Consider the following 21,712-nt stretch of genomic DNA (forward strand, 5'->3'; position numbering starts at 1 on the left):
GCGCCCACACCGAATCCCGCACACGGGTAATCCACGCATCGCAGATGCTTGCCCGATTCCCGATTCCCGATTCCCGATTCCCCAACTTGCAGAACCGCCGCCGCATGCGAGAAGCTGCCACGTCCACCCGGCACGAGAGGCCCGCATGACCCGCATCCGCCGCGCCACGCCGGACGATGCCGAAGCGCTGTCGCTTCTGGCTGCGCAGACGTTTACCGAAACCTTCGGGCATCTGTATCCGGAAGAAGACTTGCGCGGTTTTCTGGAAGAGACCTATGCGGTGGAGCGTGCGCGTATCGTGCTGGCGCATCCGGACTACGCGATCTGGTTGCTGGAGCTGGACAACCTGCTGGTTGGCCACGCCGCCGCCGGCCCATGCGGTTTGCCGCACGACGAGGTGCGCCCCGGCGACAGGGAACTCAAGCGCCTGTATCTATTGAAGGACTACCAGAGCAGCGGCTGGGGCAGCCGGCTGTTCGAAACTGCCTTGGAATGGCTCGAACGCGACGGCCCACACACCTTGTGGATCGGTGTGTGGTCGGAGAATTTCGGTGCGCAGCGCTTCTACGCCCGCTACGGTTTCGAAAAAATCGGCGAATACGATTTCCCGGTGGGCAAGATCGTCGACCGCGAGTTCATCCTGCGCCGCAAGCCGGTGCTGGCGGCCGACTAAGCGACGACCAAACGACTGCACGCGCATCGGACCAGCGCGGCCGGTGCCGCGGAATCGGCATGTGTCGCTCGGGCAGGCCGTCTCCCGTGCGCCACCCGCGCCCGCCTGGCAGCCGCTCGCTACGGTGTATTCGCGGCTCCAAGCCAGGGCTGCCTAACCGTGGCAGCGCGGCAAGGCATTCTGTTCTGCCCAGGCGCGACTGCGCTTGCCGCAAGATCGGCGCAGCGGGCCTACGATCGCAATCGCGCAGTCGGTGCTGCAGACCCCATGCGCGTCAGACATTCGCCTGACGCTCACCTTCCCTTCCGGTAACCACGTCCTTGTCCAACGCATCGTCGGCCATCCCTGTCATCCCTCGGCGCAGTCCGCGCAAGCACGCGGCCACCGCCACCGCCACCGCCACCGCCGATGTGCTGCTGGTGCACGGCATCTGGAATACCGCGCACTGGCTGTTGCCGCTTGCGCGCCGGATGCGCGCCGATGGGCTGGCGCCTGCGTTGTTCGGCTATGCCAGCGTGCTCGGCGGGCCGGCCCAGGCGGTGCCGCGCTTGATCGAACGCCTGCGCACCAGCCGCGCGCAATTGCTGGTCTGCCACAGCCTGGGTGGGCTGATGGCCCTGCAGGCCTTGTGCGATGCCCCCGACCTACCGGTGCGTCGCGTGGTCTGCCTGGGCTCGCCCCTGTGCGGCAGCGCCGCTGCGCGCGGACTGGCGCGGCGCGGGGGCGTCTGGGCGATGGGGCGCAGCGCCGCCCTGCTGCAGCAAGGGTTTGCGCGCTGGGACGGCCCGGTCGAGATCGGCCAGGTCGCCGGGTGCGTGCCGCGCGGGGTCGGCCGCTGGCTGGCGCCGCTGGCCGAGGGCTCGGACGGCACCGTGGCGCTGGCCGAAACCCGTCTGCCGGGGCTGCGCGACCACTGCGTGGTGCACGCCAGCCACAGCGGGCTGTTGCGCTCGCCCGAGGCCGCCCGGCAGGCGTTGGCCTTCCTGCGCAGCGGCCGCTTTTCGTCTTGAACATCCGCTGGCGGATGTCGCGGCCCCGGTGAGTGCAAGCAATCAGGTAAAATCCGCGCCCTGTCATCCAAGCCAGTCTGGAATCACCCATGGGTAGAGGCCCCTCGATCGAAGGCCGCAAGAACGCCTCCGACGCCAAACGCGGCAAGATGTTCACCAAGATCATCCGCGAGATCAGCGTCGCTGCGCGCGCCGGCGGCGGCGATGTGTCCAATAATCCGCGCCTGCGCACCGCCATGGACAAGGGCCTGTCGGCGAACATGTCCAAGGACGTGATCGAACGCGCCATCAAGAAGTCCACCGGCGAGCTGGAAGGCGTGGAATACGAAGAAGTGCGCTACGAGGGCTACGCGCCCGGCGGCGTGGCGGTGATCGTGGACTGCCTGACCGACAACCGCGTGCGCACCGTGGCCGACGTGCGCCATGCCTTCAGCAAATGCGGCGGCAACATGGGCACCGATGGCTCGGTGGCCTTCATGTTCAAGCGCCTGGGCGTGCTCAGTTTTGCCGCCGGCATCGATGAAGACACCCTCACCGACGCGGCCATCGAAGCCGGCGCCGACGACGTGGTGGTGTACCCGGAAGACGGCGCCATCGACGTGCTGACCGCCCCGGATGCCTTCGCCCAGGTCAAGGACGCCCTGGCTGCGGCCGGCCTGGAACCGGCCCACGCCGAAGTCACCTTCCGCGCCGAAAACGACATCGCCGTCGACGGCGACACGGCCCTGCAGGTCCGCAAGCTGCTCGACCTGCTCGAAGACCTGGACGATGTCCAGGACGTGTATTCGAACGTCGATCAATCGAGTTTCGGCGCGTAGGCGCCGGGAATTGAGAATGGAGAATCGGGAATCGAAACGACTGCATCCTGCGGTGCTCGGCGACGTCGAGCACGCCAGTAGGCCGCTTTACCCATTCCCGATTCCCGACTCCCGATTCCCGGCCCCTCGATGACCCGCATCCTGGGCATCGATCCCGGCTCCCAGCGCACCGGGGTCGGCATCATCGACATCGACGAGGGCGGTCGCAGCCGGCATGTGCATCACGCACCGCTGGTGCTGCTGGGCGAGGGCGACTTTGCGCAGCGGCTCAAGCGCCTGCTGCACGGGTTGGGCGAGTTGATCGAGACCTACCGGCCGGATGAAGTGGCGATCGAAAAGGTCTTCATGGGCAAAAGTGCCGCTTCGGCGCTCAAGCTCGGCCATGCACGTGGCGCGGCGATCTGCGCGGTCGTCATGCGCGATCTGCCGGTGCACGAGTACGCTGCCACTGAAATCAAGCTCGCGCTGGTCGGCAAGGGCGGCGCGGACAAGGTGCAGGTGCAGCACATGGTCGGCATCATGCTCAACCTGAAAGGCAAGCTGCAGGCCGACGCCGCCGATGCACTGGCGGTCGCCATCACCCACGCCCACGTCCGCGCCACCGCGCAGCGTCTGGGCGTCACTACCCAACAGGCCTGGAGCCGCAAGAAATGAGAATCGGGAATCGGGAATCGGGAATCGGAAACGCCGAGAGCGGAGTCCACAACGGCGCGTGCTGTTTCGATTCCCCATTCCCGATTCCCCATTCCCGGCACCGCCAAGGCGGTGCCCAATGATCGGCCGTCTGCGCGGGATCCTGGCCTACAAGCAGCCGCCGTGGCTGGTGATCGACGTGGGCGGGGTGGGGTACGAGCTGGAGGCGCCGATGAGCACCTTCTACGATCTGCCCGATGTCGGTCGCGACGTCATCCTGTTCACCCATTACGCGCAAAAGGAAGACAGCGTCGCGCTGTACGGCTTCCTGCGCGAGGGCGAGCGGCGGCTGTTTCGCGACGTGCAAAAAGTCACCGGGATCGGCGCCAAAATTGCGCTGGCGGTGCTCTCCGGGGTCAGCGTGGACGAGTTCGCCCGCCTGGTCACCGGCGGCGACATCACCGCGCTGACGCGCATTCCGGGCATTGGCAAGAAGACCGCCGAGCGCATGGTGGTTGAGCTGCGCGACCGCGCCGCCGACTTCAGCAGCGGCGCGCCGATCACCGGCCAGCTGGGTCCGGATGCGGTATCCGAAGCCACGGTCGCCTTGCAGCAACTGGGTTACAAGCCGGCCGAGGCCGCACGCATGGCACGCGAGGCCGGGGCAGAAGGCGACGAAGTCGCCACGGTCATTCGCAAGGCACTCCAGGCCGCGCTGCGTTAAGCGAGCTCGGCCTTTCTCATTCTTCACGCCCTTCAGCGATAACCTGCCCACTCAATGTCACAGACCTCCACTCCCGCAGCTGGCCACGGCCACGCGCCTGCCAACAGCCATATGGCCTTGGTCGTCGGCGCCATCGGCGTCGTCTTCGGCGATATCGGCACCAGTCCGCTGTACACCCTCAAGGAGGCGTTTTCGCCGCACTACGGGTTGACCAGCGATCACGACACCGTGCTGGGCGTGCTGTCACTGGCGTTCTGGGCGCTGATGATCACCGTCACGCTCAAGTACGTCACCATCATCATGCGTGCCGACAACGAGGGCGAGGGCGGCATCATGGCGCTGATGGCGCTGACCCAGCGCACCCTCAAACAGGGCTCGCGATCGGCGTACGTGGTTGGCATCCTCGGGATCTTCGGCGCCTCGCTGTTCTTCGGCGACGGTGTGATCACGCCGGCCATCTCGGTGATGGGCGCGGTGGAAGGCCTGGAGATCGCCGCGCCCAGCCTGCACCCCTTCATCGTGCCGATCACCGTGGTGGTGCTGCTGATCGTGTTCATGGTGCAGCGCTTCGGCACCGAAACGGTCGGCAAGGTGTTCGGCCCGATCACTTGTCTGTGGTTTCTGTCGCTGGGCGCGATCGGCATCTGGAACATCGTCGATGCGCCGGAAGTGATGAAAGCCTTCAACCCGTGGTGGGCGATCCGCTTCTTCATGGAGCACGGCTGGCACGGGGTGTTCATCCTCGGCGCGGTGGTGCTGGCGGTGACCGGCGGTGAAGCGCTGTATGCGGACATGGGCCATTTCGGCGCGCGCCCGATCCGGCATGGCTGGTACTTCTTCGTGCTGCCGATGCTGCTGCTCAATTACCTGGGCCAGGGCGCACTGGTGCTCAATCACCCTGCCGCACTGAAAAACCCGTTCTTCGAAGCGGTGCCCAGCTGGGCGCTGTACCCGATGATCATCCTGGCCACGCTGGCGGCGGTAATCGCCTCGCAGGCGGTGATCACCGGTGCGTATTCGGTGGCCCGCCAGGCCATGCAGCTGGGCTACATCCCGCGCATGCAGATCAAGCACACCTCGCGCACCACCATCGGCCAGATCTACGTGCCCGGCATCAACTGGCTGTTGATGGTGATGGTGATCGCGCTGGTGCTGATCTTCCGCAGCTCCACCAATCTGGCCGTGGCGTACGGCATCTCGGTCTCGATGACGATGCTGATCGACACCTTGCTGCTGGCCCTGGTGGCGCGGTCGTTGTGGCCGCGCTGGCGCAACTGGGTGCTGCCGCTGTGCGTGGTGTTCTTCATCATCGAGCTGGCGTTTGTCATCGCCAACGGCGCCAAGCTGCTGCAGGGCGCGTGGTTCCCGCTGGCGCTGGGCATCGTGGTGTTTACCCTGATGCGCACCTGGCGGCGTGGCCGCGCGCTGCTGCGCGAAGAGATCCGCAAGGACGGCATCCGCATCGACAGCTTCCTGCCGGGCCTGATGCTGGCGCCGCCGGCGCGCGTGCCGGGCATGGCGGTGTTCTTGACCGCCGATCCGATGGTCGTGCCGCATGCGCTGATGCACAACCTCAAGCACAACAAGGTGCTGCACGAACGCAACATCTTCCTCAACGTCGACACCTTGCCGATCCCGTATGCGCCGGTAGACAAGCGCCTGCAGATCGAATCGATCGGTGACGAGTTCTACCGCGTCTACGTGCGCTTCGGCTTCATGGAAACGCCCGACGTGCCGCTGGCGCTGATGCGCTCCTGCGACCAGGGCGGCATCCATTTCGACCCGATGGACACCACCTTCTTCGCCAGCCGCGAAACCATCGTGGCCAGCGCCAACCGCGGCATGCCGATCTGGCGCGACAAGCTGTTCGCGCTGATGCATCGCAACGCCGCCCCGGCCACCGGCTTCTTCCGTATTCCCGGTAACCGCCTGGTCGAGTTGGGCGCGCAAGTGGAGATCTGAGCGTGGCTGGTCTGCAGTGGATGGTCTACGGCCGCTCGCCGAGCCTGGATACCTTCTGGGACGAAGCGCTGAATCTTGGGCGTGCACCGGCAAGCGAGGCCGCCATCGCCGCCGCGCAAGCGCGGCTCGAGGTGCATCTGCCGACGTGGCTACGCACGTTGTATGCGCGCTATGACGGCGGCGCGGTGCAGATGGCGCGTGGTCAGTCGCTCGATGAGCCGGACAACTGGCTTAAGGCCGAATGGCTGATCCCGCGCGCGCGCCTGCTTGGCAGCGCGGAGTTGTTTTCCTTCGCGCAGGTGCGTGCCCGCGAGGACTACCGCGATGATGCATTTGCCGGTCTGGCCGCCGGTGGCGACGATCGCCGCCTGATCGTCATCGCCGCCGACCACCGCTCACCCAGCCGGGCCTTGTGTCTGGATTATTCCGTGCCCGGCGCCGAGCCCACCCTGGTCTATGTCGATGCCGGCGGGAACCGTCGGTTGATCGTGTTCGAGAACGTGGACGCTCTGCTGTCGCAGCTTGTCGATGTCGTGCACTGGTCGCCTGCATTGCAGGCCAAGCACGATGAGAACGAGCTGGTGCACTGGCAGCCTCAGCCACCGGCATTGCGCACTTTCTGGAGCGGCCCCGGGCATTGGAACGACACCGCAGCGGCCGCAGATGCCGGTGCGCTGGCCGCTGCCGAAGCGCGGCTGGGCGTGCGCTTGCCGGCGTTGTTCAAGCGGCTGTATAGCGTCCAGGACGGCGGCGACACGGGCTGGTGCTGGGTGCCGCGCACGCGCTTTGCTTCCGCGCATTACGTGGATTGGGAATGCGTGCTGGTGGATCGGTATCTATCGCCGCTTGCGCAGATCGGCAGCCTGCTGGACCTGGCCGCGGCCTTCGAAGACCCTGACGACTTCAGTGCGGCGGCGTGCCTGCATGCCGGCCTGGACCAGGTGCTGGTGCTGTCGTGCCACAACATCGATTGCCTGCTGTGCCTGGACTATCGCGCGCGCGGCCCGCAGGGCGAGCCGGAAGTCGTCTATTTCGAGAAATGGGAGGGGCTGGTCCCGACCTGGCGCGCGCCCAGCTTCGATGCGTTCTTCAGCGTGCTGCGGCAGGCCGATCTTGATTTCTAGAAGCTGCGCCGCCCGCGCGCGGCATGCGAAGATGGCGGGATGACCGAACAGCGCATCATCGCCAGCAGCGCCACCCGCGAAGACGATGCCGCCGATGCGAGCATCCGCCCCAAGCGCCTGGCCGATTACCTCGGCCAGCAGCCGGTGCGCGAGCAGATGGAGATCTACATCCAGGCTGCCAAGGCGCGTGGCGAGGCGATGGATCACGTGCTGATCTTCGGCCCGCCCGGCCTGGGCAAGACCACGCTCAGCCACGTCATTGCCAATGAGCTGGGCGTCAACCTGCGTTCCACCTCCGGGCCGGTGATCGAAAAGGCCGGCGATCTGGCCGCGCTACTGACCAACCTGCAGCCGCACGACGTGTTGTTCATCGACGAAATCCATCGGCTGTCGCCCGTGGTGGAAGAAGTGCTGTACCCGGCGATGGAAGATTTCCAGATCGACATCATGATCGGCGACGGCCCGGCCGCACGCTCGATCAAGATCGATCTGCCGCCGTTTACGCTGATCGGCGCCACCACCCGCGCCGGTCTGCTGACCGCGCCGCTGCGCGACCGTTTCGGCATCGTGCAGCGGCTGGAGTTCTATTCGCCGGCAGAGCTCACCCGCATCGTGATCCGCTCGGCCGCGATTCTGGGCATCGACTGCACGCCCGACGGCGCCGCCGAAATCGCGCGTCGCGCACGTGGCACCCCGCGTATCGCCAACCGGCTGCTGCGCCGCGTGCGCGATTTCGCCCAGGTCAAAGCCGCCGGCCATATCGATCTGCCGGTGGCGCAGGCCGCCATGCAGATGCTCAAGGTCGACCCGGAAGGCTTCGACGAGCTCGATCGCCGCATGTTGCGCACCATCGTCGAACATTTCGACGGCGGCCCGGTGGGTGTGGAATCCTTGGCCGCCTCGTTGTCGGAAGAGCGCGGCACGCTGGAAGACGTGATCGAGCCCTACCTGATCCAGCAGGGTTTTCTGATCCGCACCGCGCGCGGCCGCATGGTCACCACCAAGGCCTATCTGCACCTGGGCCTGAAGCCGCCGCGCGACCGCGCACCAGCCATCGGCGAGCCGGGAGACCTGTTCTGATGACGCTCCGCTTGTCGCTTGCTCAGGCCGTCTCGACCAACAATCCGTCCCCATGACCACCGATTCCCGATTCCCGTCTCCCGATTCCCCGCCTGTATTCAGTTGGCCGACACGCGTCTACTGGGAAGATACCGACGCCGGCGGGGTGGTCTACCACGCGCGCTACGTTGCTTTCATGGAACGCGCGCGCACCGAGTGGATGCGCGCGGTCGGTTACGGGCAGGATCTGATGCGCCAGGACCACGGTCTGGTGTTTGCGGTCCGCTCGATGCAACTGGATTTCCTCAAGCCGGCCCGGCTCGACGACGCGCTGTCTGTGTCGGCGGTATTGCTGAAATGCAAACGGGCCAGCCTGCTGTTTGCGCAGTCGGTCCGTCGCGAAGGCGAGGTGCTGTTGACTGCCGAGGTGCGCATCGCCGCACTCGGCACCAGCGACTTCCGCCCGCGCGGCATGGACGATGCGCTGTATGACGTGTTGAAAGCTTTAGAAACCCCAGAATCAGATTACTGAGGAACCAACGGATGTCGATTGCATTGCTCCTGGCCCTGCAGGACACGGTAGTGGAAGCACTACCGCAGGAAGTCACCGCGGCCGCGGCGCAAACCGCCACGGCGGCGCATAACAGCAGCATCAACTATGTTGATCTGATCCTGCGCGCCAGCATCCCGGTGAAGATCATCGTGCTGTTGCTGTTGATCGGCTCGTTCATCAGTTGGGTGATCATTTTCCGCAAGGCGCGTGCGTTCAAGCAGGCCAACCGCGAGGCGGATGAGTTCGAAAACCGCTTCTGGTCCGGCGCCGATCTTGCCAAGCTCTACGCTTCGGCAACCGACCGCAACCGCACCGTCGGTGGTCTGGAATCGATGTTCGAAAGCGGTTTTCGCGAATTTTCGCGGCTACGCGATCGCCGCCGCCTGGATGCGCGCGTGCAGCTCGAAGGCGCACAGCGCGCCATGCGGACCGCCTTCACCCGTGAGGTCGATCAGCTGGAGCGCAATCTCGAATTGCTGGCCAACATCGGCTCCACCGCGCCGTACGTCGGCCTGGTCGGCACCGTGTTCGGCATCATGGTGACCATGCACGACATGGTCAGCAGCGGCGAGCAGGCCGGTATCGCGGCCGTGGCGCCGGGTATTTCCGAAGCCTTGTTCGCCACCGCCATCGGCCTGTTCGTGGCGATCCCGGCGGTGTGGGCCTACAACCGCTTCACCACCCGCGTGGAACGGCTGTCGGTGCGCTACGAAACCTTCGCCGACGAGTTCAGCTCCATCCTGCAGCGCCAGGCTGGCGCGGACGAGTAATGCGCCTCTCTCGCAAGCTCTCTGGCCTGCGCGCGCGCGTTGCAGGAACCTGCACCGCGCGGCGGCTGGATACGTCCGCCGCCGATGCGCACGCACTGGTCTGCAGCACCTGGACAGGCGAGCCACTGGCGACAGGTCGCACACGTCTGTGCGAGGGATTAATTAGGAACGTTTCGCGATGATTTCCGGTATTTCCCGCCGTAAGAAGCGCAAGCTCAAATCCGACATCAACGTCGTGCCATACATCGACGTGATGCTGGTGCTGCTGATCATCTTCATGGTGACCGCGCCGCTGTTGACCCTGAGTACCGACGTCAGCCTGCCGAGCTCGCGCGCCAAGGCGCTGGAAAGCAAGCAGGACCCGATCGTGGTGGTGGTTGCCGCCGATGGCCAACTGGCATTGCAGCTGCCCAAGGGCAAGCCGCAGGCCATGGACGTCAATGCGCTGCAGGCGCAGCTGGCCGCCATCGTGGCGCAGGACAAGGATGCACGCGTGGTGGTGGCTGGCGATCGCGCCGCGCCATATCAAAAGATCATGGACGCCATCGACGTGCTCAAGCAGGCCAAGGTCGAGAAGGTCGGCCTGATCTCCGACTCCGGCGGCACTGCAGGCAGCGATGCACGCTGACGCACTCCCCACCCAGGGCGCGCGCGAGGATGGCTGGCTGCGACCGGTCATGCTGGCCTTGGTCGTGCATATTCTGGTCGCGCTGGTGTTCATCGCCGGCTGGCTGTGGTCGCCCGAACGCTCGGTCGAACCGGCTGCGGGCGATCCCAGTATGGAAGCCTCGCTGGACGTTTCCGCCGCCGAGGCACGCGTCGCGCGTCAGGCGCTGAAGGCCACGCCGGTGGAAGCCCCCCCGCCGCCGGCACCGTTGCCCGAGCCCGCGCCGGAAGAAAGTGTGCCGCCGCCGCAGCCGATCCCGGAGCTGCGCCCGCAGGATGCGCCTACGCAGCAGCAGGCACAGGCGCAGGAACGCGTTGCCCAGCCGGACAAGGTCGACCAGGACAAGGTCGATGCGCTGGCCATTTCCGAAGAGAAAGCCAAGCAGGAACAGGAAGCCAAGCGCCGCCAGGAGCAGATCGACCTGACCGAGCGTAAGCGTCAGGACGAGGCTGAGCAGAAACTGCGCCTGGCCAAGCAGCAGGAAGAGGCCGACGCCAAGAAGAAGCAGGCCGCTGCCGAGCAGGCTGCCGATGTCGAGCGCCAGAAAAAGATCGCCGACATCCGCCGCCAGCGTGAGCAGGCCACCAAGGAGGCTACGCTGGCCGAGCAGAAGCTGCGCCAGGTTGCGGCTGCGCGCGCGCAGCAGGCCTCTGCCGCGGCAGCGACCAGTGCGCAGCCGACCGCGGGGCAAGGCGGCACCAGTACCGACCTGTCGGCCAAGTACGCCGCCGCGATCCAGCAGAAGGTGCTTGCCCAGTGGGTGCGCCCGCCATCGGTGCCGCCGGGGCAGAAGTGCACCATCAACATCCGTCAGTTGCCCGGTGGCAGCGTGATGGAGGCCAAGGTCGCGCCGGGTTGCCCGTACGACGAGGCCGGCCAGCGCTCGATCGAGGCCGCGGTGTTGAGCGCACAGCCGCTGCCGTATCGCGGGTTCGAATCGGTGTTCCAGCGCAATCTGACCTTCGTATTCACCGCGCAGGATCAGTAATCGTTGGGTGGATCGCGGTGCGGCAGCTTGCGAGCGCTGCACCGGGGGACGAGGCCCGGGATGACAACCGGGTCAATGCGTTGTCGTCTTAATGTCTTGCCGGCGTCGATTGCGGCTTGGTAGCGCCCGACCAGATTCAGGCCTTACGAAGTTGCCTCGCCGCTCGACCGCTCGCTCCATTTTCACGTTGTCTCGTTCATGATTGCGAGTATGTTCACTCGCTGATTGGTATCCCTTGCACACTTTTCCTGCCCGATCCGAGCCGTCCATGAAAAAACCGCTGCGTTGGCTAGCTGCCTTGACCGCCCTGTTGTTGCCGCTGAGCGCACTCGCGCAACAGCAAGGGCTCACCATCGACATCGTGGGCGGTAGCGCCTCGGCGACGCCGATCACCGTCATCCCCATGCCCTACCAGGGCTCCGGCACCGCACCGCAGACCGATGTGTCTGCCGTCGTCGGCGCCGACCTGGATCGTTCCGGCCAGTTCCGCACGTTGCCGGCAGCGCAGATCGTCGAAAAGCCCACCCGCGGTACCGAGGTGCAGTTCCAGACCTGGCGCACCCTCAAGCAGAACTACATCGTCGTCGGCCGCGTGATGGATGCGGGCGAGGGCGCGTATCGCGTCGAGTACGAACTGTTTGACGTGGCCAAGGGCGAGCGCATGCTCGGTCTGGCGATGACCGCGCGCGCCAATGCGATGCGTGACGTGTCGCACCAGATGGCCGATGCGATCTACGAAAAAATCACCGGCGTGCGCGGCGCGTTCTGGACCCGTATCGCCTACGTGACCGCCAGCGGCAAGGGTGGCGCCATGCGCTACGCGCTGATGGTGGCCGATTCGGATGGCTACAACCCGCAGACCATCGTGCGCTCGGCCGAGCCGCTGCTGTCGCCGAACTGGAGCCCGGATGGCAAGAAGCTGGCCTACGTGAGCTTCGAGCGTGGCAATTCCTCGATCTACCTGCAGGACATCGCCACCGGCGCACGTGAGCTGGTCTCCAGCTTCCGCGGCATCAATGGCGCACCGTCGTTCTCGCCGGACGGCCGTAGCCTGGCGCTGGCGCTGTCGCGCAGCGGCAACCCAGAGATCTACGTGATGGATCTGGGCAGCAAGCAGCTGACCCAGTTGACCAACCACTTCGGCATCGATACCGAGCCGACCTGGGCGCCGGATGGCAGCAGTATCTATTTCACCTCCGATCGCGGCGGTCGTCCGCAGATCTATCAGGTGGCTGCCAGCGGCGGCAGCGCCAACCGCGTGACCTTCCAGGGCAATTACAACGCGACCGCCAGCGTGTCGTTCGACGGCAAGAAGATTGCCGTGGCGCAGGGCAGTGGCAATAGCTACCGCATCGCCATGATGGATCGCAGCCTGGGTTCGCCCAGCTGGAGCACGCTCTCGCCGGGTTCGCTGGACGAATCGCCGAGCTTTGCGCCCAACGCCAGCATGGTGTTGTACGCCGCACGTGAGGGTGGCCGGGGCGTGCTTTACGCCGTATCCGCCGACGCTCGGGTTCGCCAGCGTCTGGTTCTGGCCGATGGTGATGTGAGAGAACCCGCTTGGGGGCCTTACCGAACCGCGCATTAATGTTAATATTTCGCTGCGTTAAACCACTCATTGGCCCAGAGCCTCCATAGGTATCCCATGAACAAGTCCACCCGCGTCTTGCTTGTCTCCCTGTTGTCCGTTGCCGTGCTGGCTGGTTGCTCGAAGAAGGTGAAGGAAACTCCGCCTCCTGCAACCGACACCACCGCCGGTTCCTCCGTTCCCACCGGCCCGGCCACCTCTGGCCTGTACGGCCCGGGCGACCTGGATACCGATGCTTGCCTGCGCCAGCGCGTTGTCTACTTCGATCTGGATCAGGACTCCCTGAAGCCGGAATTCCAGGCCATCATGGCGTGCCACGCCAAGTACCTGCGCGACCGTCCGTCCTCGCGCATCACCCTGCAGGGCAATGCTGACGAGCGCGGTTCGCGCGAGTACAACATGGGCCTGGGCGAGCGCCGCGGCAATGCTGTGTCGTCGTCGCTGCAGGCTGCCGGTGGTTCGGCCAGCCAGCTGACCGTCGTCAGCTACGGTGAAGAGCGTCCGGTCTGCACCGAAACCAGCGAAAGCTGCTGGTCGCAGAACCGTCGCGTCGAAATCGTGTACACGGCTCAGTAAGAAACGATGCGCTTTCGAGTGACATCTCTGTTCGTCGCGGCGGCCCTTGTGGTCGCCGCGCCGGCATACGCCCAGCGAGCCAGTCTCGCTGATCGTGTGGCGGTACTCGAGCAGCAGCAGGCCAACAGTCAGGCCAACAACGATCTTCTCAACCAGCTGCAGCAGGCGCGTTCGGACCTGCAGGGCTTGCGTGCGACCGTTGAACAGCTGCAGCACGACAACGAGCAACTCAAGCAACAGTCCAAGGACCAGTATCTGGACCTGGACGGACGTCTGAACCGGTTGGAAGGTGCAGGTGGCGCAACGCCTCCGCTGCCTTCTGCCACCGGCAGCGTCCCCCCAGCCCCGGCTCCGGCCGCGCGGCCTGCAGCGGCGGCCACTTCCGAGAAGCCGCCGTCCGTCCATGGCGACGCAGGCACCCTGGCTGTCAGTAACGATGAGCGCACTGCCTACAACGTCGCGTTCGATGCATTGAAGAACGGCAAATACGACGACGCGTCGCAGCTGTTTTTGAGCTTTCTCGAGCTCTATCCCAATGGTGTCTACACCCCCAATGCGCTGTATTGGCTGGGTGAGAGTTATTACGCCACCCGCAATTTCCAGCTTGCCGAGGCGCAGTTCCGCGATCTCGTCAGCCGCTATCCCACGCATGACAAGGCCGCTGGCGGTCTGTTGAAGCTCGGCCTGTCGCAGTACGGCGAAGGCAAGAACAACGAAGCCCAGCAGACCTTGCAGCAGGTCGTCTCGCAGTACCAGGGCTCGGACGCAGCACGTGTCGCCCAGGAACGCCTGCAGTCCATCCGTCTCGGCCAGCAACTGCGCTGAGCCCGCGTGTCGTCGCCTGTTGGCGCGGCGCATACTTTGCCCATGAACGCCGCCGCCGTCCCCAGCGAGATCGTCCAGTCGCCGTTGCCGCGATTGAAGATCACCGAAATTTTCCTGTCCCTGCAAGGCGAAGCCGAAGCGGCTGGCTGGCCAACCGTGTTCGTGCGCCTGACGGGCTGCCCGTTGCGGTGCAACTACTGCGATACCGCCTACGCCTTTCACGGCGGCCAGTGGCATGACATCGACGCGATCGTGGCCGAGGTCGCCAGCCATGGTGTGCGGCATGTCTGCGTGACCGGCGGTGAGCCGCTGGCGCAAAAACGCTGCCTGGTACTGCTGCAGAAGCTCTGCGATGCCGGTTTCGATGTGTCGCTGGAAACCTCCGGCGCACTGGATGTTTCCGAGGTCGATGCGCGCGTCTCGCGTGTAGTCGACATCAAGACGCCTGCCTCGGGCGAAGAGCCGCGCAACCGCTGGGACAACCTGGCATTGCTGACCGCACGCGACCAGATCAAGTTCGTGATCTGCAGCCGCGCCGATTACGAATGGTCGCGCGAGATCGTGGCGACGCATGCGCTCGACCGCCGTTGCACGGTGTGGTTTTCACCCAGCAAGAGCGAAGTGACGCCGCGCCAGCTCGCCGACTGGATCGTGGCCGACCGCCTGCCGGTCCGCTTCCAGATGCAGCTGCACAAGATTCTCTGGGACGACGAGCCGGGCCGCTAAGAGCGACTAACAGAGCGACTGCGCGCACCGCCATGCGGGCACAGCCGGCGCTTGGCGCGGCATGGACCACGCTTCCATGCCTGCTCTGAGTGCGCCGTCCACACCCACCTGACGACTGCTCGCTCCGGTTTGTCGGCCGTCTTGAGTACGCCGGTTGCGTTGCAGACGCGTTGGCGCGGGGATGGCAGCAAGGAGGCTGTCTCCACAGCGGCTGCAACATCCGACGTCTCCCGTGCTAGCGCGGCACCAACCAGCATGCGTGCCTTCAGAAGCAATCGCGAGGTGGTGCTTTGAGTCGTATCGGTAGCTGACAGTGGTCCGCACAGACGCCCTGCAATCTGCTTGGAAAACGGCATGCCGAAGGGACGCACGCGCATGGTCGTCGTGACGGATGGTGCCGGTCGATCAACGCGATGGCGCTGGAAGTAGGCGAGGCGCGATTGGTCATCGGCAGCGGCGCGCTGTTGATGCATTAGCGCCCGCATTCTGACCTCGGCTACCAAACAGTCTCCAGCGCCTCCGTTGTGTCGCCTCGGTTGATGAGCGTGCCGAACAGACCGCTCGCCATCGCGGCCCGGCGCCGACCCTGCTAGCCTTTGCGTCTTCTGTTGTCGATGCTGCCCTGAAATGAAAAAAGCTGTCGTTCTGTTGTCCGGAGGCATGGACTCCGCCGCTGTCATTGCGCTCGCGCAGGAGCAGGGCTTTGCCGTGTACGCGCTGAGTGTGCGCTACGGTCAACGTCACACCTCCGAACTGGATGCGGCCGTCCGCGTTGCCGCGGCGCAGGGCGTCGTCGCGCACAAGGTGGTCGATGTGGATCTGCGCAGCATCGGCGGCTCGGCGCTCACCGACGACATCGAGGTGCCGGATGCCGGCGGCGACGGCATCCCGGTCACCTACGTGCCCGCGCGCAACACCATCATGCTGTCGCTGGCGCTCGGCTGGGCCGAGGTGGTCGGCGCCAACGACCTGTTCTGCGGCGTCAATGCGGTGGATTACTCCGGTTATCCCGACTGCCGCCCCGAATTCGTGCGCGCCTTCGAAGTGCTGGCCAACCTGGCCACCAAGGCCGGCGTGGAAGGCGCCGGCTTGCGCGTCCACGCACCGCTGCAGTTCCTCAGCAAGGCCGACATCGTGCGCGAAGGCGTACGCCTGGGCGTGGACTTCGGCCTCACTGTGTCCTGCTACCGCGCCGACCCCGACGGACGCGCCTGCGGCCACTGCGACGCCTGCCGGCTGCGCGCCGCCGGCTTCGCCGACGCCGGCGTTCAGGACCCCACGCATTACGCGATTTCGTCTTGACGCTTGTGTAGGGTAGAATGCGCACCCCGACGCAAAGTCGGGTCAGTGGGCCGTTAGCTCAGTCGGTAGAGCAGAAGACTTTTAATCTTTTGGTCGATGGTTCGAATCCATCACGGCCCACCAACTAAATCAGTACCTTAGAAGGCGCCGTAGGCGCCTTTTTTGTGTCTCCGGGAAAATTGCCGGGAAAATAACTGAGCGGAGATGCGTTCCTCGGCCGCAATTGTGTCGAAGACCACGGCCGATCAAGGCCGGCGAGGCGGCTTCACTGCTGGCACATCGTGGGAATAATGTTGCGTCATTCTCTGCGTTCTGTGGCCGGCAGCTTCCTGCTTGTCGGCACGCGTGCCCTCGGTATCCGTGATGCCCCGGTGCTTCAGTTCATAACGATTGAGTGGGCGATGAGGTGATCGCCTTCGCCGCCTATGCGCCGCCAGCGGCCGCGTAATCCTTTCCCACTGCAAGACCACGCAATGCTCAAGAACCTCCGTTGTGGCGAAGGCGCCCGCCTGCTGTGCAAGGCCGGCGCCTTCGATGAAATCCAGATCCAGTGCCCGCGTTGCGGCACGCTCAATCACATGAAGGCCGAGAGCCTCACCTCCGATCGCCGCGAGCGAATCCAAGAAGGCTCTCACCATGAAAAACCAGCTGCTGCAGGGCGACGCCCTGACCATCCTGCCCACGCTCGACGCGAATTCGTTCGACGCGCTGATCACTGATCCGCCCTATGCGAACGGTGGCCTCACCCCTGCGGCACGCGCCAAGCCACCATCGCAGAAGTACGTCCAGGGCAGTGGTGCGCAACTGCATGCCGACTTTGTGGGAGACGAGCGCGACCAGCGCTCGCACCTGAAGTGGATGCACCTGTGGTTGTCCGAGTGCGCACGCGTGCTCAGGGATGGCGCGCCGGTATTGCTGTTCACCGACTGGCGGAAGGTGCCGCTGACCACCGACGCGCTGCAGATCGCCGGCTTCACTTGGCGCGGCATCACTGTTTGGGACAAGACCGAAGGCGTGCGGCCGCAGTTGGGCCGCTTCCGCAACCAGGCCGAGTACATCGTGTGGGGCAGCAAGGGCAACATGCCGCTAGACCGTCGCGCGCCCGTGCTGCCGGGAGTGATCCGCGAGCCAGTGCGCAAGACTGACAAGCATCACTTAACAGGCAAACCAACGGAGTTGATGCGGCAGTTGGTCCGGATCTGTGAGTCCGGAGGACGGGTGCTAGATCCGTTCGCCGGAAGCGGAACGACCCTGGTGGCGGCGCAGGTGGAGGGCTACGGTCTTACAGGTATGGAGATGACTTCGCTTTACGCTGATATTGCAAGAGCGCGGCCTAGCAACTGAGAGCCGTGCAGGCGGTCGCTGGACGCCCCATAGCAAAGCGCCGCACGGAGGCGGCGCCTTACTATCTGAAGAGCTACCCCGAATGCCACACGGGATGCTGACGGTACAGGCGATTTCCTGATTGCTGACCTGTGCCACTCCATTCGGCATTAGACGTCAACCGCTCGCCTCAGCCGTCGGCCGGTGCCAGTTCCCACCCAGCGTTTTCGCCACCCGGAGAAAGCGGGTTGTCGTCGCCGGCAGCGGTAGGCAGGTTGGCCGGAGCGAGGGTGTAGCTATACAGCTCGTGCAGCACCTGCTGCATCGGCGTGTAGTAGACGATCGAACGGCCCTCAGGTTCACCGGAGGAAATGATCCCGACTAGATGCCGGTCATAGGTGACGACTGGTCCGCCGGAGTCGCCGTTGTCAATGCTATTGAGCTCGGACGAGTGGGCCGTACTGATGTGCTCATAAGCCGGTCTCCAAATTCCCGGTACGAGCGAGAATCCTTGCCATACGCAGCGGACGCCAGTGCGCCATCCGCTTGTGCAGAACTGCCCATCCGGTGCGTTCGACCACCCGGTAACAGGAAGCCGTGCCTCCCGCCCGGCACGCGGCATGAAGACTTGGTTGTTCGCCCGAGGAGTGTAGGACTGGATTGGATTGCAAAAGGCTGCGCTGCTGTGGGAAGAGCAGTACACCACTGCGGCCTGATTCTGCTGGGGCGATACCCGCACAAGCTCAATGTCAGAGGTAGCCGACTGCCACACAACGTTGCCGATGGCATCCGTACCCACGTGGATGCTCGCGTACATGGGCGCGCAGTGCTTAGCTAGTACGATCCATCGCGTTGCACGTTGGTAAGGCGTCAGTCTGTGAAAGATGCTCGTGGGCACCAGTACCGCACCTACGGTGCATGACCCAAAGGGAACGCTGACTTTTGAGCCGGAGATAACCGGGAGGACCGCGCGATCGGGATTTCGAGGCGCCACGATGCCGGGGGTTTGAGCGGTGGCGACGGAGGATGCAAGGATGGTTGCAATGCCAATTGCCAGGGCTGCCGCATGCTTTTGCAGCAATAGATTCTTCATCAGGTATCGAGTTTTTCTCAGGGGTGTCGGGATTGGGAAAGTGGTGTTACGCGAGTCCCATGCGCGAACTTTAGATAGGTTGCGTCCTTGCAGTAGCAGGATCGAAACGGTGCCCCATATCGCCATCCTTGGTGCCGCCAACGCACAAGATGATCGGCATTCCCAGCCTTAACTTCTTGGTCGTTGTTCTAAGAACCAAATCATCTGCGTCATCGCCTGGCCCGCGCTGCTTGCCTACGAACTGTGGGGTCGTGCAACGAAGGCGGCGACTAGTGCGACGTCGGCTTCGGCGCAACGCGGCAAGTACCGCACTGTCACAATTGATGCAGCGATGATCAAGTTGGGGCGAGGCTGCGATGTGGCCGCTGTGCGTTCAGTGCCTGCTTGCGGGCATCGTCTACCTACAGGAGCTCAGCAACATCTGGGCAGCTGTGACGAGGCGGTCGGCATCAAGATGACCGATCAATATGCCGCCGTTGTCCGCGACCGTTTGAAAGCCCTGTGGTCGAAGTCACCGAGCCGTCCCATGTGGCGGCGCGGTTCTTATTGCGGGGTGGACGGGCGCAAGATGATGGCCCGATATTGCGCGCTATCACCATAGCGTGGTCCTTTCTTCTCCAGCTCTGCGCACAGCCTGTCTTCGCCACATGGAATCAGATTGGCGCGCGCGACCCGATCCAGACAGGCGATTTCCGATTTCCGATTTGCGCTGTGCGGCCTCCGCCATGTGGGCCGCGCGGCACCAGGTGAGGATCCGAGCTGCAGTTACAACCCGGAGACCGAGTGCTCGATCCATATAGCGCGAGGTAAGTGCCCGCAAGGATCGGGAAAATTTGCAGGACGCCCCAGCGCGCACTAGGCCTCCGGCGCTAGCCGCCAGGAAAAGTAAGCCATGCAAATTGCTGATTCGTAAGCTCAGCAAAGCCAACTTTTCATCTTTTGGTCGATGGTTCGAATCCATCACGGCCCACCATCTACATCAACGCTTTAACCAAACTCCCCGCGCTGCAATCTCTCATCCGCCCCGCGATTAGCGGCTGGCGTGCGTTCTCATGACGTGCGCCTAGGCATGGAATGCTCAGTCGCCGCGATGTTTTTTTCCCGACTGGCGATTACGCCTGAAGCAGGCTGACTCTTGAATCAGCACTGCTTGCCGGCCGCGGCGATCAGCCCCTGCAGATCCACTTGCCGGTGACCTTGAAGGTCTTTGCGTTGATCGCACGCGTATTGACCTGGCCGAGTTGCACCGAGGTGGTCTGCGGAAACGTGTCGCGGCATTGCGCGGCGCTGTCCGCCCATTGCTGATTGAACACCTCGGTCCTGCTCGGCCCGGTGTGGGTGAACGATGTCATCTGCTCGGTGCGGGAGACGACATGCAGCGATGTTGCAGCGGCAGTCGTGGCCACGCTGGAGCAGAGGATGATTGCGAACGCCAGCATCGAGGTGCGAAGGGAGTTTTTGCGTGAGAACGAAGACATGGTCTGGCCGATTCGAGTGATGGAAGGGTGGGGGTGTTGGTCACTTTCGGCGGGAGGCTACGGGGTGCATAAGACGCCCCGGTGACCGTGGGTTTGCGAATCGAATGGGTTATTCCGGTGTTCATCGCCCGACGGCGATCGCAGCGCAAGCCGCCGCGTCCGGGCGTCCAGGTGCTGATCCGTCAGACCTTTCAACTACCTGGATGGCAGGGCGAAGCTGGCGTGGAGGTCGCGCCAAACCTCAGTGCGTGCAACCTCTGGCACAGCGGTGCCGGCGCATGCCTTGGTCGGGGCCGCTTCGCGGCAGTTGGCGTATCTGTCTGATTCGCCGGGCATAAGGCGCGCGGCAGGTATGCATTTTGGGGTGGGCAAGATCCCGGTGCCGGCATGATCGAGCGTTCACGGCAATCGTTCTATTGTGCGATCCAACTTCAGGACCATGACGGGAATGGCCGAGTATCAGGAAGACGCCGCAAAGTCGCGTATTTACGAGGCTTTGCTACAGGCCACGCCGGACCTTTTATACGTGTTCGACACCCAGCATCGCTTCGTCTACGCCAACCATGCGCTACTGACGATGTGGGGCATGCGCTGGGAAGACGCGTGCGGCAAGACGTGTCTGGAGCTGGGCTACGAGCCGTGGCATGCCGCGATGCATGACGAGGAGATCGAGCGCGTCATTGCCACGCGTCAGCCGATTCGGGGCGAGGTGCCGTTTCCGCATACGGTCAAGGGATTGCGGGTCTACGATTACATCTTTACGCCGGTGTTCGGGCCGGATGGCAACGTCGAGGCAATCGCCGGCGCCACGCGCGACATCACCGAGCACAAACAGCACGAGCAGCATCTGCAGTTGTTGATCAACGAGCTCAACCATCGGGTCAAGAATTCGTTGGTGATGGTGCAGTCGTTGGCGCGTCAGTCGTTCAGCAATGCCGACAGCCTGGCCGATGCGCAGGAAAAAATCGATGCGCGTCTGCTCGCGCTGTCGCGTGCGCACGACACGTTGACCCGCGAGAACTGGGTTAGCGCAGATATTCTGGAGCTGACCCGCGATGCGGCGGCGCTGCACGCACCGCGCGACAGTCAGCGCTTTACGCTGCTGGGCGATTCCTGCCGTCTTGATCCGCGGCGCGCGTTGGCGCTCTCGATGGCGTTGCATGAGCTGTGCACCAACGCCCTCAAATATGGTGCGCTGTCGTCGGCCGAGGGAGCTGTGCAGATTGCGTGGAAACGCCACACCCAAGACGGCCAAGAGATGCTTGAGCTGATCTGGCAGGAGTCCGGTGGCCCGGCTGTGCAACCGCCCACGCGCAAGGGCTTTGGGTCGCGCATGTTGGAACGCGGTTTGAAGCACGACCTCAAGGGCGATGTAGAGCTTTCGTTCGAGCCGACGGGCGTGCGTTTTTGCGTGTCCATTCCGCTGCCGATCGAGCTCGCCGAGGTGCGTCCGTGACCATGCGTGTGTTGTTGGTCGAGGACGAATCGCTGGTCGCCATGCTGCTGGAAGATTGTCTGTCCGAGCTGGGGTATGAAATTGCCGCGACGGTAGGCGATGTCGATACCGCGCTTGTGGTGGTACAGCAGGGCAACCTGGATCTGGCCGTGCTCGACGTCAACCTGGGTGGAACCTTGTCCTTTCCGATCGCAGAAGAACTCGATGCGCGCGGAGTGCCTTACATCTTCGTAACCGGATATGCGAAAAGCGGAATTCCGGAGAAGTTCCGCCATCGGCATGGGTTACAAAAACCCTTTCAGTTTCGCGACCTGAAGGATGCGCTGGCGCAGCTGCGGCCTGAGTAAGCAATCATGATCGACCA

The 21,712-nt window shown here is 64.2% G+C and carries 23 protein-coding genes, 1 tRNA gene, 1 other RNA gene and 1 pseudogene; 23 read left to right on the forward strand and 3 right to left on the reverse strand.

What is annotated here, in order from left to right; genetic code table 11:
- Window positions 1-145 precede the first annotated feature (145 nt).
- The 19 genes from ASF90_RS09850 to ASF90_RS09935 all read left to right on the forward strand — a co-directional run bounded on the left by ASF90_RS09850 (window position 146) and on the right by ASF90_RS09935 (window position 16,121).
- Window positions 146-673, forward strand: a complete 528-nt coding sequence (locus tag ASF90_RS09850; RefSeq protein ID WP_055849071.1) for a GNAT family N-acetyltransferase — start codon at window positions 146-148, stop codon at window positions 671-673.
- Between the two features lie 320 nt (window positions 674-993).
- On the forward strand, window positions 994-1,683 hold the full coding sequence (locus tag ASF90_RS09855; protein WP_055849074.1) for an alpha/beta hydrolase: 690 nt from the start codon (window positions 994-996) through the stop codon (window positions 1,681-1,683).
- 89 nt (window positions 1,684-1,772) lie between these two features.
- The gene (locus ASF90_RS09860; protein ID WP_055849077.1) at window positions 1,773-2,501 is read left to right on the forward strand and encodes a YebC/PmpR family DNA-binding transcriptional regulator; all 729 of its coding nucleotides are present in this window, start codon (window positions 1,773-1,775) and stop codon (window positions 2,499-2,501) included.
- A gap of 129 nt (window positions 2,502-2,630) precedes the next feature.
- On the forward strand, window positions 2,631-3,155 hold the full coding sequence (ruvC, locus tag ASF90_RS09865; RefSeq protein WP_055849080.1) for a crossover junction endodeoxyribonuclease RuvC: 525 nt from the start codon (window positions 2,631-2,633) through the stop codon (window positions 3,153-3,155).
- Between the two features lie 118 nt (window positions 3,156-3,273).
- On the forward strand, window positions 3,274-3,858 hold the full coding sequence (ruvA, locus tag ASF90_RS09870) for a Holliday junction branch migration protein RuvA (protein WP_055849084.1): 585 nt from the start codon (window positions 3,274-3,276) through the stop codon (window positions 3,856-3,858).
- 54 nt (window positions 3,859-3,912) lie between these two features.
- A complete protein-coding gene (locus ASF90_RS09875) occupies window positions 3,913-5,820 on the forward strand; it encodes a potassium transporter Kup (RefSeq protein WP_055849087.1) in 1,908 nt (635 codons plus the stop codon).
- A 2-nt stretch (window positions 5,821-5,822) separates the two neighbouring features.
- On the forward strand, window positions 5,823-6,944 hold the full coding sequence (locus tag ASF90_RS09880) for an SMI1/KNR4 family protein (RefSeq protein ID WP_055849091.1): 1,122 nt from the start codon (window positions 5,823-5,825) through the stop codon (window positions 6,942-6,944).
- Window positions 6,945-6,983: 39 nt separating this feature from the next.
- Window positions 6,984-8,024, forward strand: a complete 1,041-nt coding sequence (gene ruvB, locus ASF90_RS09885; RefSeq protein ID WP_055849093.1) for a Holliday junction branch migration DNA helicase RuvB — start codon at window positions 6,984-6,986, stop codon at window positions 8,022-8,024.
- Window positions 8,025-8,076: 52 nt separating this feature from the next.
- Window positions 8,077-8,535: a tol-pal system-associated acyl-CoA thioesterase gene (gene ybgC, locus ASF90_RS09890; RefSeq protein ID WP_055849094.1), complete on the forward strand. Its 459-nt coding sequence runs from the start codon at window positions 8,077-8,079 to the stop codon at window positions 8,533-8,535.
- An 11-nt stretch (window positions 8,536-8,546) separates the two neighbouring features.
- On the forward strand, window positions 8,547-9,326 hold the full coding sequence (gene tolQ, locus ASF90_RS09895; RefSeq protein WP_005996093.1) for a protein TolQ: 780 nt from the start codon (window positions 8,547-8,549) through the stop codon (window positions 9,324-9,326).
- A gap of 178 nt (window positions 9,327-9,504) precedes the next feature.
- Complete coding sequence (tolR, locus tag ASF90_RS09900; protein ID WP_005996094.1) at window positions 9,505-9,954, forward strand: protein TolR; 450 nt, start codon at window positions 9,505-9,507, stop codon at window positions 9,952-9,954.
- Window positions 9,944-10,981, forward strand: a complete 1,038-nt coding sequence (gene tolA, locus ASF90_RS09905) for a cell envelope integrity protein TolA (protein WP_055849096.1) — start codon at window positions 9,944-9,946, stop codon at window positions 10,979-10,981. Before tolR ends, tolA begins: the two co-directional genes overlap by 11 nt.
- A gap of 268 nt (window positions 10,982-11,249) precedes the next feature.
- The gene (gene tolB / locus ASF90_RS09910) at window positions 11,250-12,569 is read left to right on the forward strand and encodes a Tol-Pal system beta propeller repeat protein TolB (protein ID WP_055849099.1); all 1,320 of its coding nucleotides are present in this window, start codon (window positions 11,250-11,252) and stop codon (window positions 12,567-12,569) included.
- 57 nt (window positions 12,570-12,626) lie between these two features.
- Window positions 12,627-13,145: a peptidoglycan-associated lipoprotein Pal gene (gene pal, locus ASF90_RS09915; RefSeq protein ID WP_039423449.1), complete on the forward strand. Its 519-nt coding sequence runs from the start codon at window positions 12,627-12,629 to the stop codon at window positions 13,143-13,145.
- 6 nt (window positions 13,146-13,151) lie between these two features.
- Window positions 13,152-13,970, forward strand: coding sequence for a tol-pal system protein YbgF (gene ybgF, locus ASF90_RS09920; RefSeq protein ID WP_055849101.1), 819 nt, complete (start codon window positions 13,152-13,154; stop codon window positions 13,968-13,970).
- A 42-nt stretch (window positions 13,971-14,012) separates the two neighbouring features.
- Window positions 14,013-14,696: a 7-carboxy-7-deazaguanine synthase QueE gene (gene queE / locus ASF90_RS09925; RefSeq protein ID WP_055849104.1), complete on the forward strand. Its 684-nt coding sequence runs from the start codon at window positions 14,013-14,015 to the stop codon at window positions 14,694-14,696.
- 61 nt (window positions 14,697-14,757) lie between these two features.
- Window positions 14,758-14,834: non-coding RNA, sX9 sRNA (locus ASF90_RS21995), on the forward strand.
- A gap of 489 nt (window positions 14,835-15,323) precedes the next feature.
- Window positions 15,324-15,998 (forward strand): 7-cyano-7-deazaguanine synthase QueC, encoded by a 675-nt coding sequence (gene queC / locus ASF90_RS09930; protein WP_055849107.1) that lies wholly within the window; start codon window positions 15,324-15,326, stop codon window positions 15,996-15,998.
- A 47-nt stretch (window positions 15,999-16,045) separates the two neighbouring features.
- A tRNA-Lys gene (locus ASF90_RS09935) sits at window positions 16,046-16,121 on the forward strand.
- 122 nt (window positions 16,122-16,243) lie between these two features.
- Here the strand turns inward: ASF90_RS09935 and ASF90_RS22000 are convergent.
- A pseudogene (locus ASF90_RS22000) lies at window positions 16,244-16,390 on the reverse strand (integrase); the annotation flags it as partial.
- A gap of 81 nt (window positions 16,391-16,471) precedes the next feature.
- Between ASF90_RS22000 and ASF90_RS22005 the strand changes: the two are divergent.
- On the forward strand, window positions 16,472-16,717 hold the full coding sequence (locus tag ASF90_RS22005) for a Com family DNA-binding transcriptional regulator (RefSeq protein WP_082473477.1): 246 nt from the start codon (window positions 16,472-16,474) through the stop codon (window positions 16,715-16,717).
- Window positions 16,635-17,342, forward strand: a complete 708-nt coding sequence (locus ASF90_RS09945; protein ID WP_055849113.1) for a site-specific DNA-methyltransferase — start codon at window positions 16,635-16,637, stop codon at window positions 17,340-17,342. The genes ASF90_RS22005 and ASF90_RS09945 overlap by 83 nt, the downstream gene beginning before the upstream one ends.
- A 169-nt stretch (window positions 17,343-17,511) precedes the next feature.
- On the opposite strand, the gene ASF90_RS09950 is transcribed toward ASF90_RS09945, so the two are convergent.
- Window positions 17,512-18,414, reverse strand: a complete 903-nt coding sequence (locus ASF90_RS09950; RefSeq protein ID WP_055849115.1) for a trypsin-like serine protease — start codon at window positions 18,412-18,414, stop codon at window positions 17,512-17,514.
- A 1,166-nt stretch (window positions 18,415-19,580) separates the two neighbouring features.
- Window positions 19,581-19,766 (reverse strand): hypothetical protein, encoded by a 186-nt coding sequence (locus ASF90_RS09955; protein ID WP_055850342.1) that lies wholly within the window; start codon window positions 19,764-19,766, stop codon window positions 19,581-19,583.
- 574 nt (window positions 19,767-20,340) lie between these two features.
- On the opposite strand from ASF90_RS09955, the gene ASF90_RS09960 reads away from it, so the two are divergent.
- Both ASF90_RS09960 and ASF90_RS09965 read left to right on the forward strand, forming a co-directional pair.
- Window positions 20,341-21,348, forward strand: a complete 1,008-nt coding sequence (locus tag ASF90_RS09960) for an HWE histidine kinase domain-containing protein (RefSeq protein WP_055849118.1) — start codon at window positions 20,341-20,343, stop codon at window positions 21,346-21,348.
- A complete protein-coding gene (locus ASF90_RS09965) occupies window positions 21,345-21,695 on the forward strand; it encodes a response regulator (RefSeq protein ID WP_055849121.1) in 351 nt (116 codons plus the stop codon). The genes ASF90_RS09960 and ASF90_RS09965 overlap by 4 nt, the downstream gene beginning before the upstream one ends.
- The last annotated feature ends 17 nt before the right edge of the window (window positions 21,696-21,712 follow it).

Source organism: Xanthomonas sp. Leaf148 (genome assembly GCF_001423585.1).
Lineage (GTDB): Bacteria > Pseudomonadota > Gammaproteobacteria > Xanthomonadales > Xanthomonadaceae > Xanthomonas.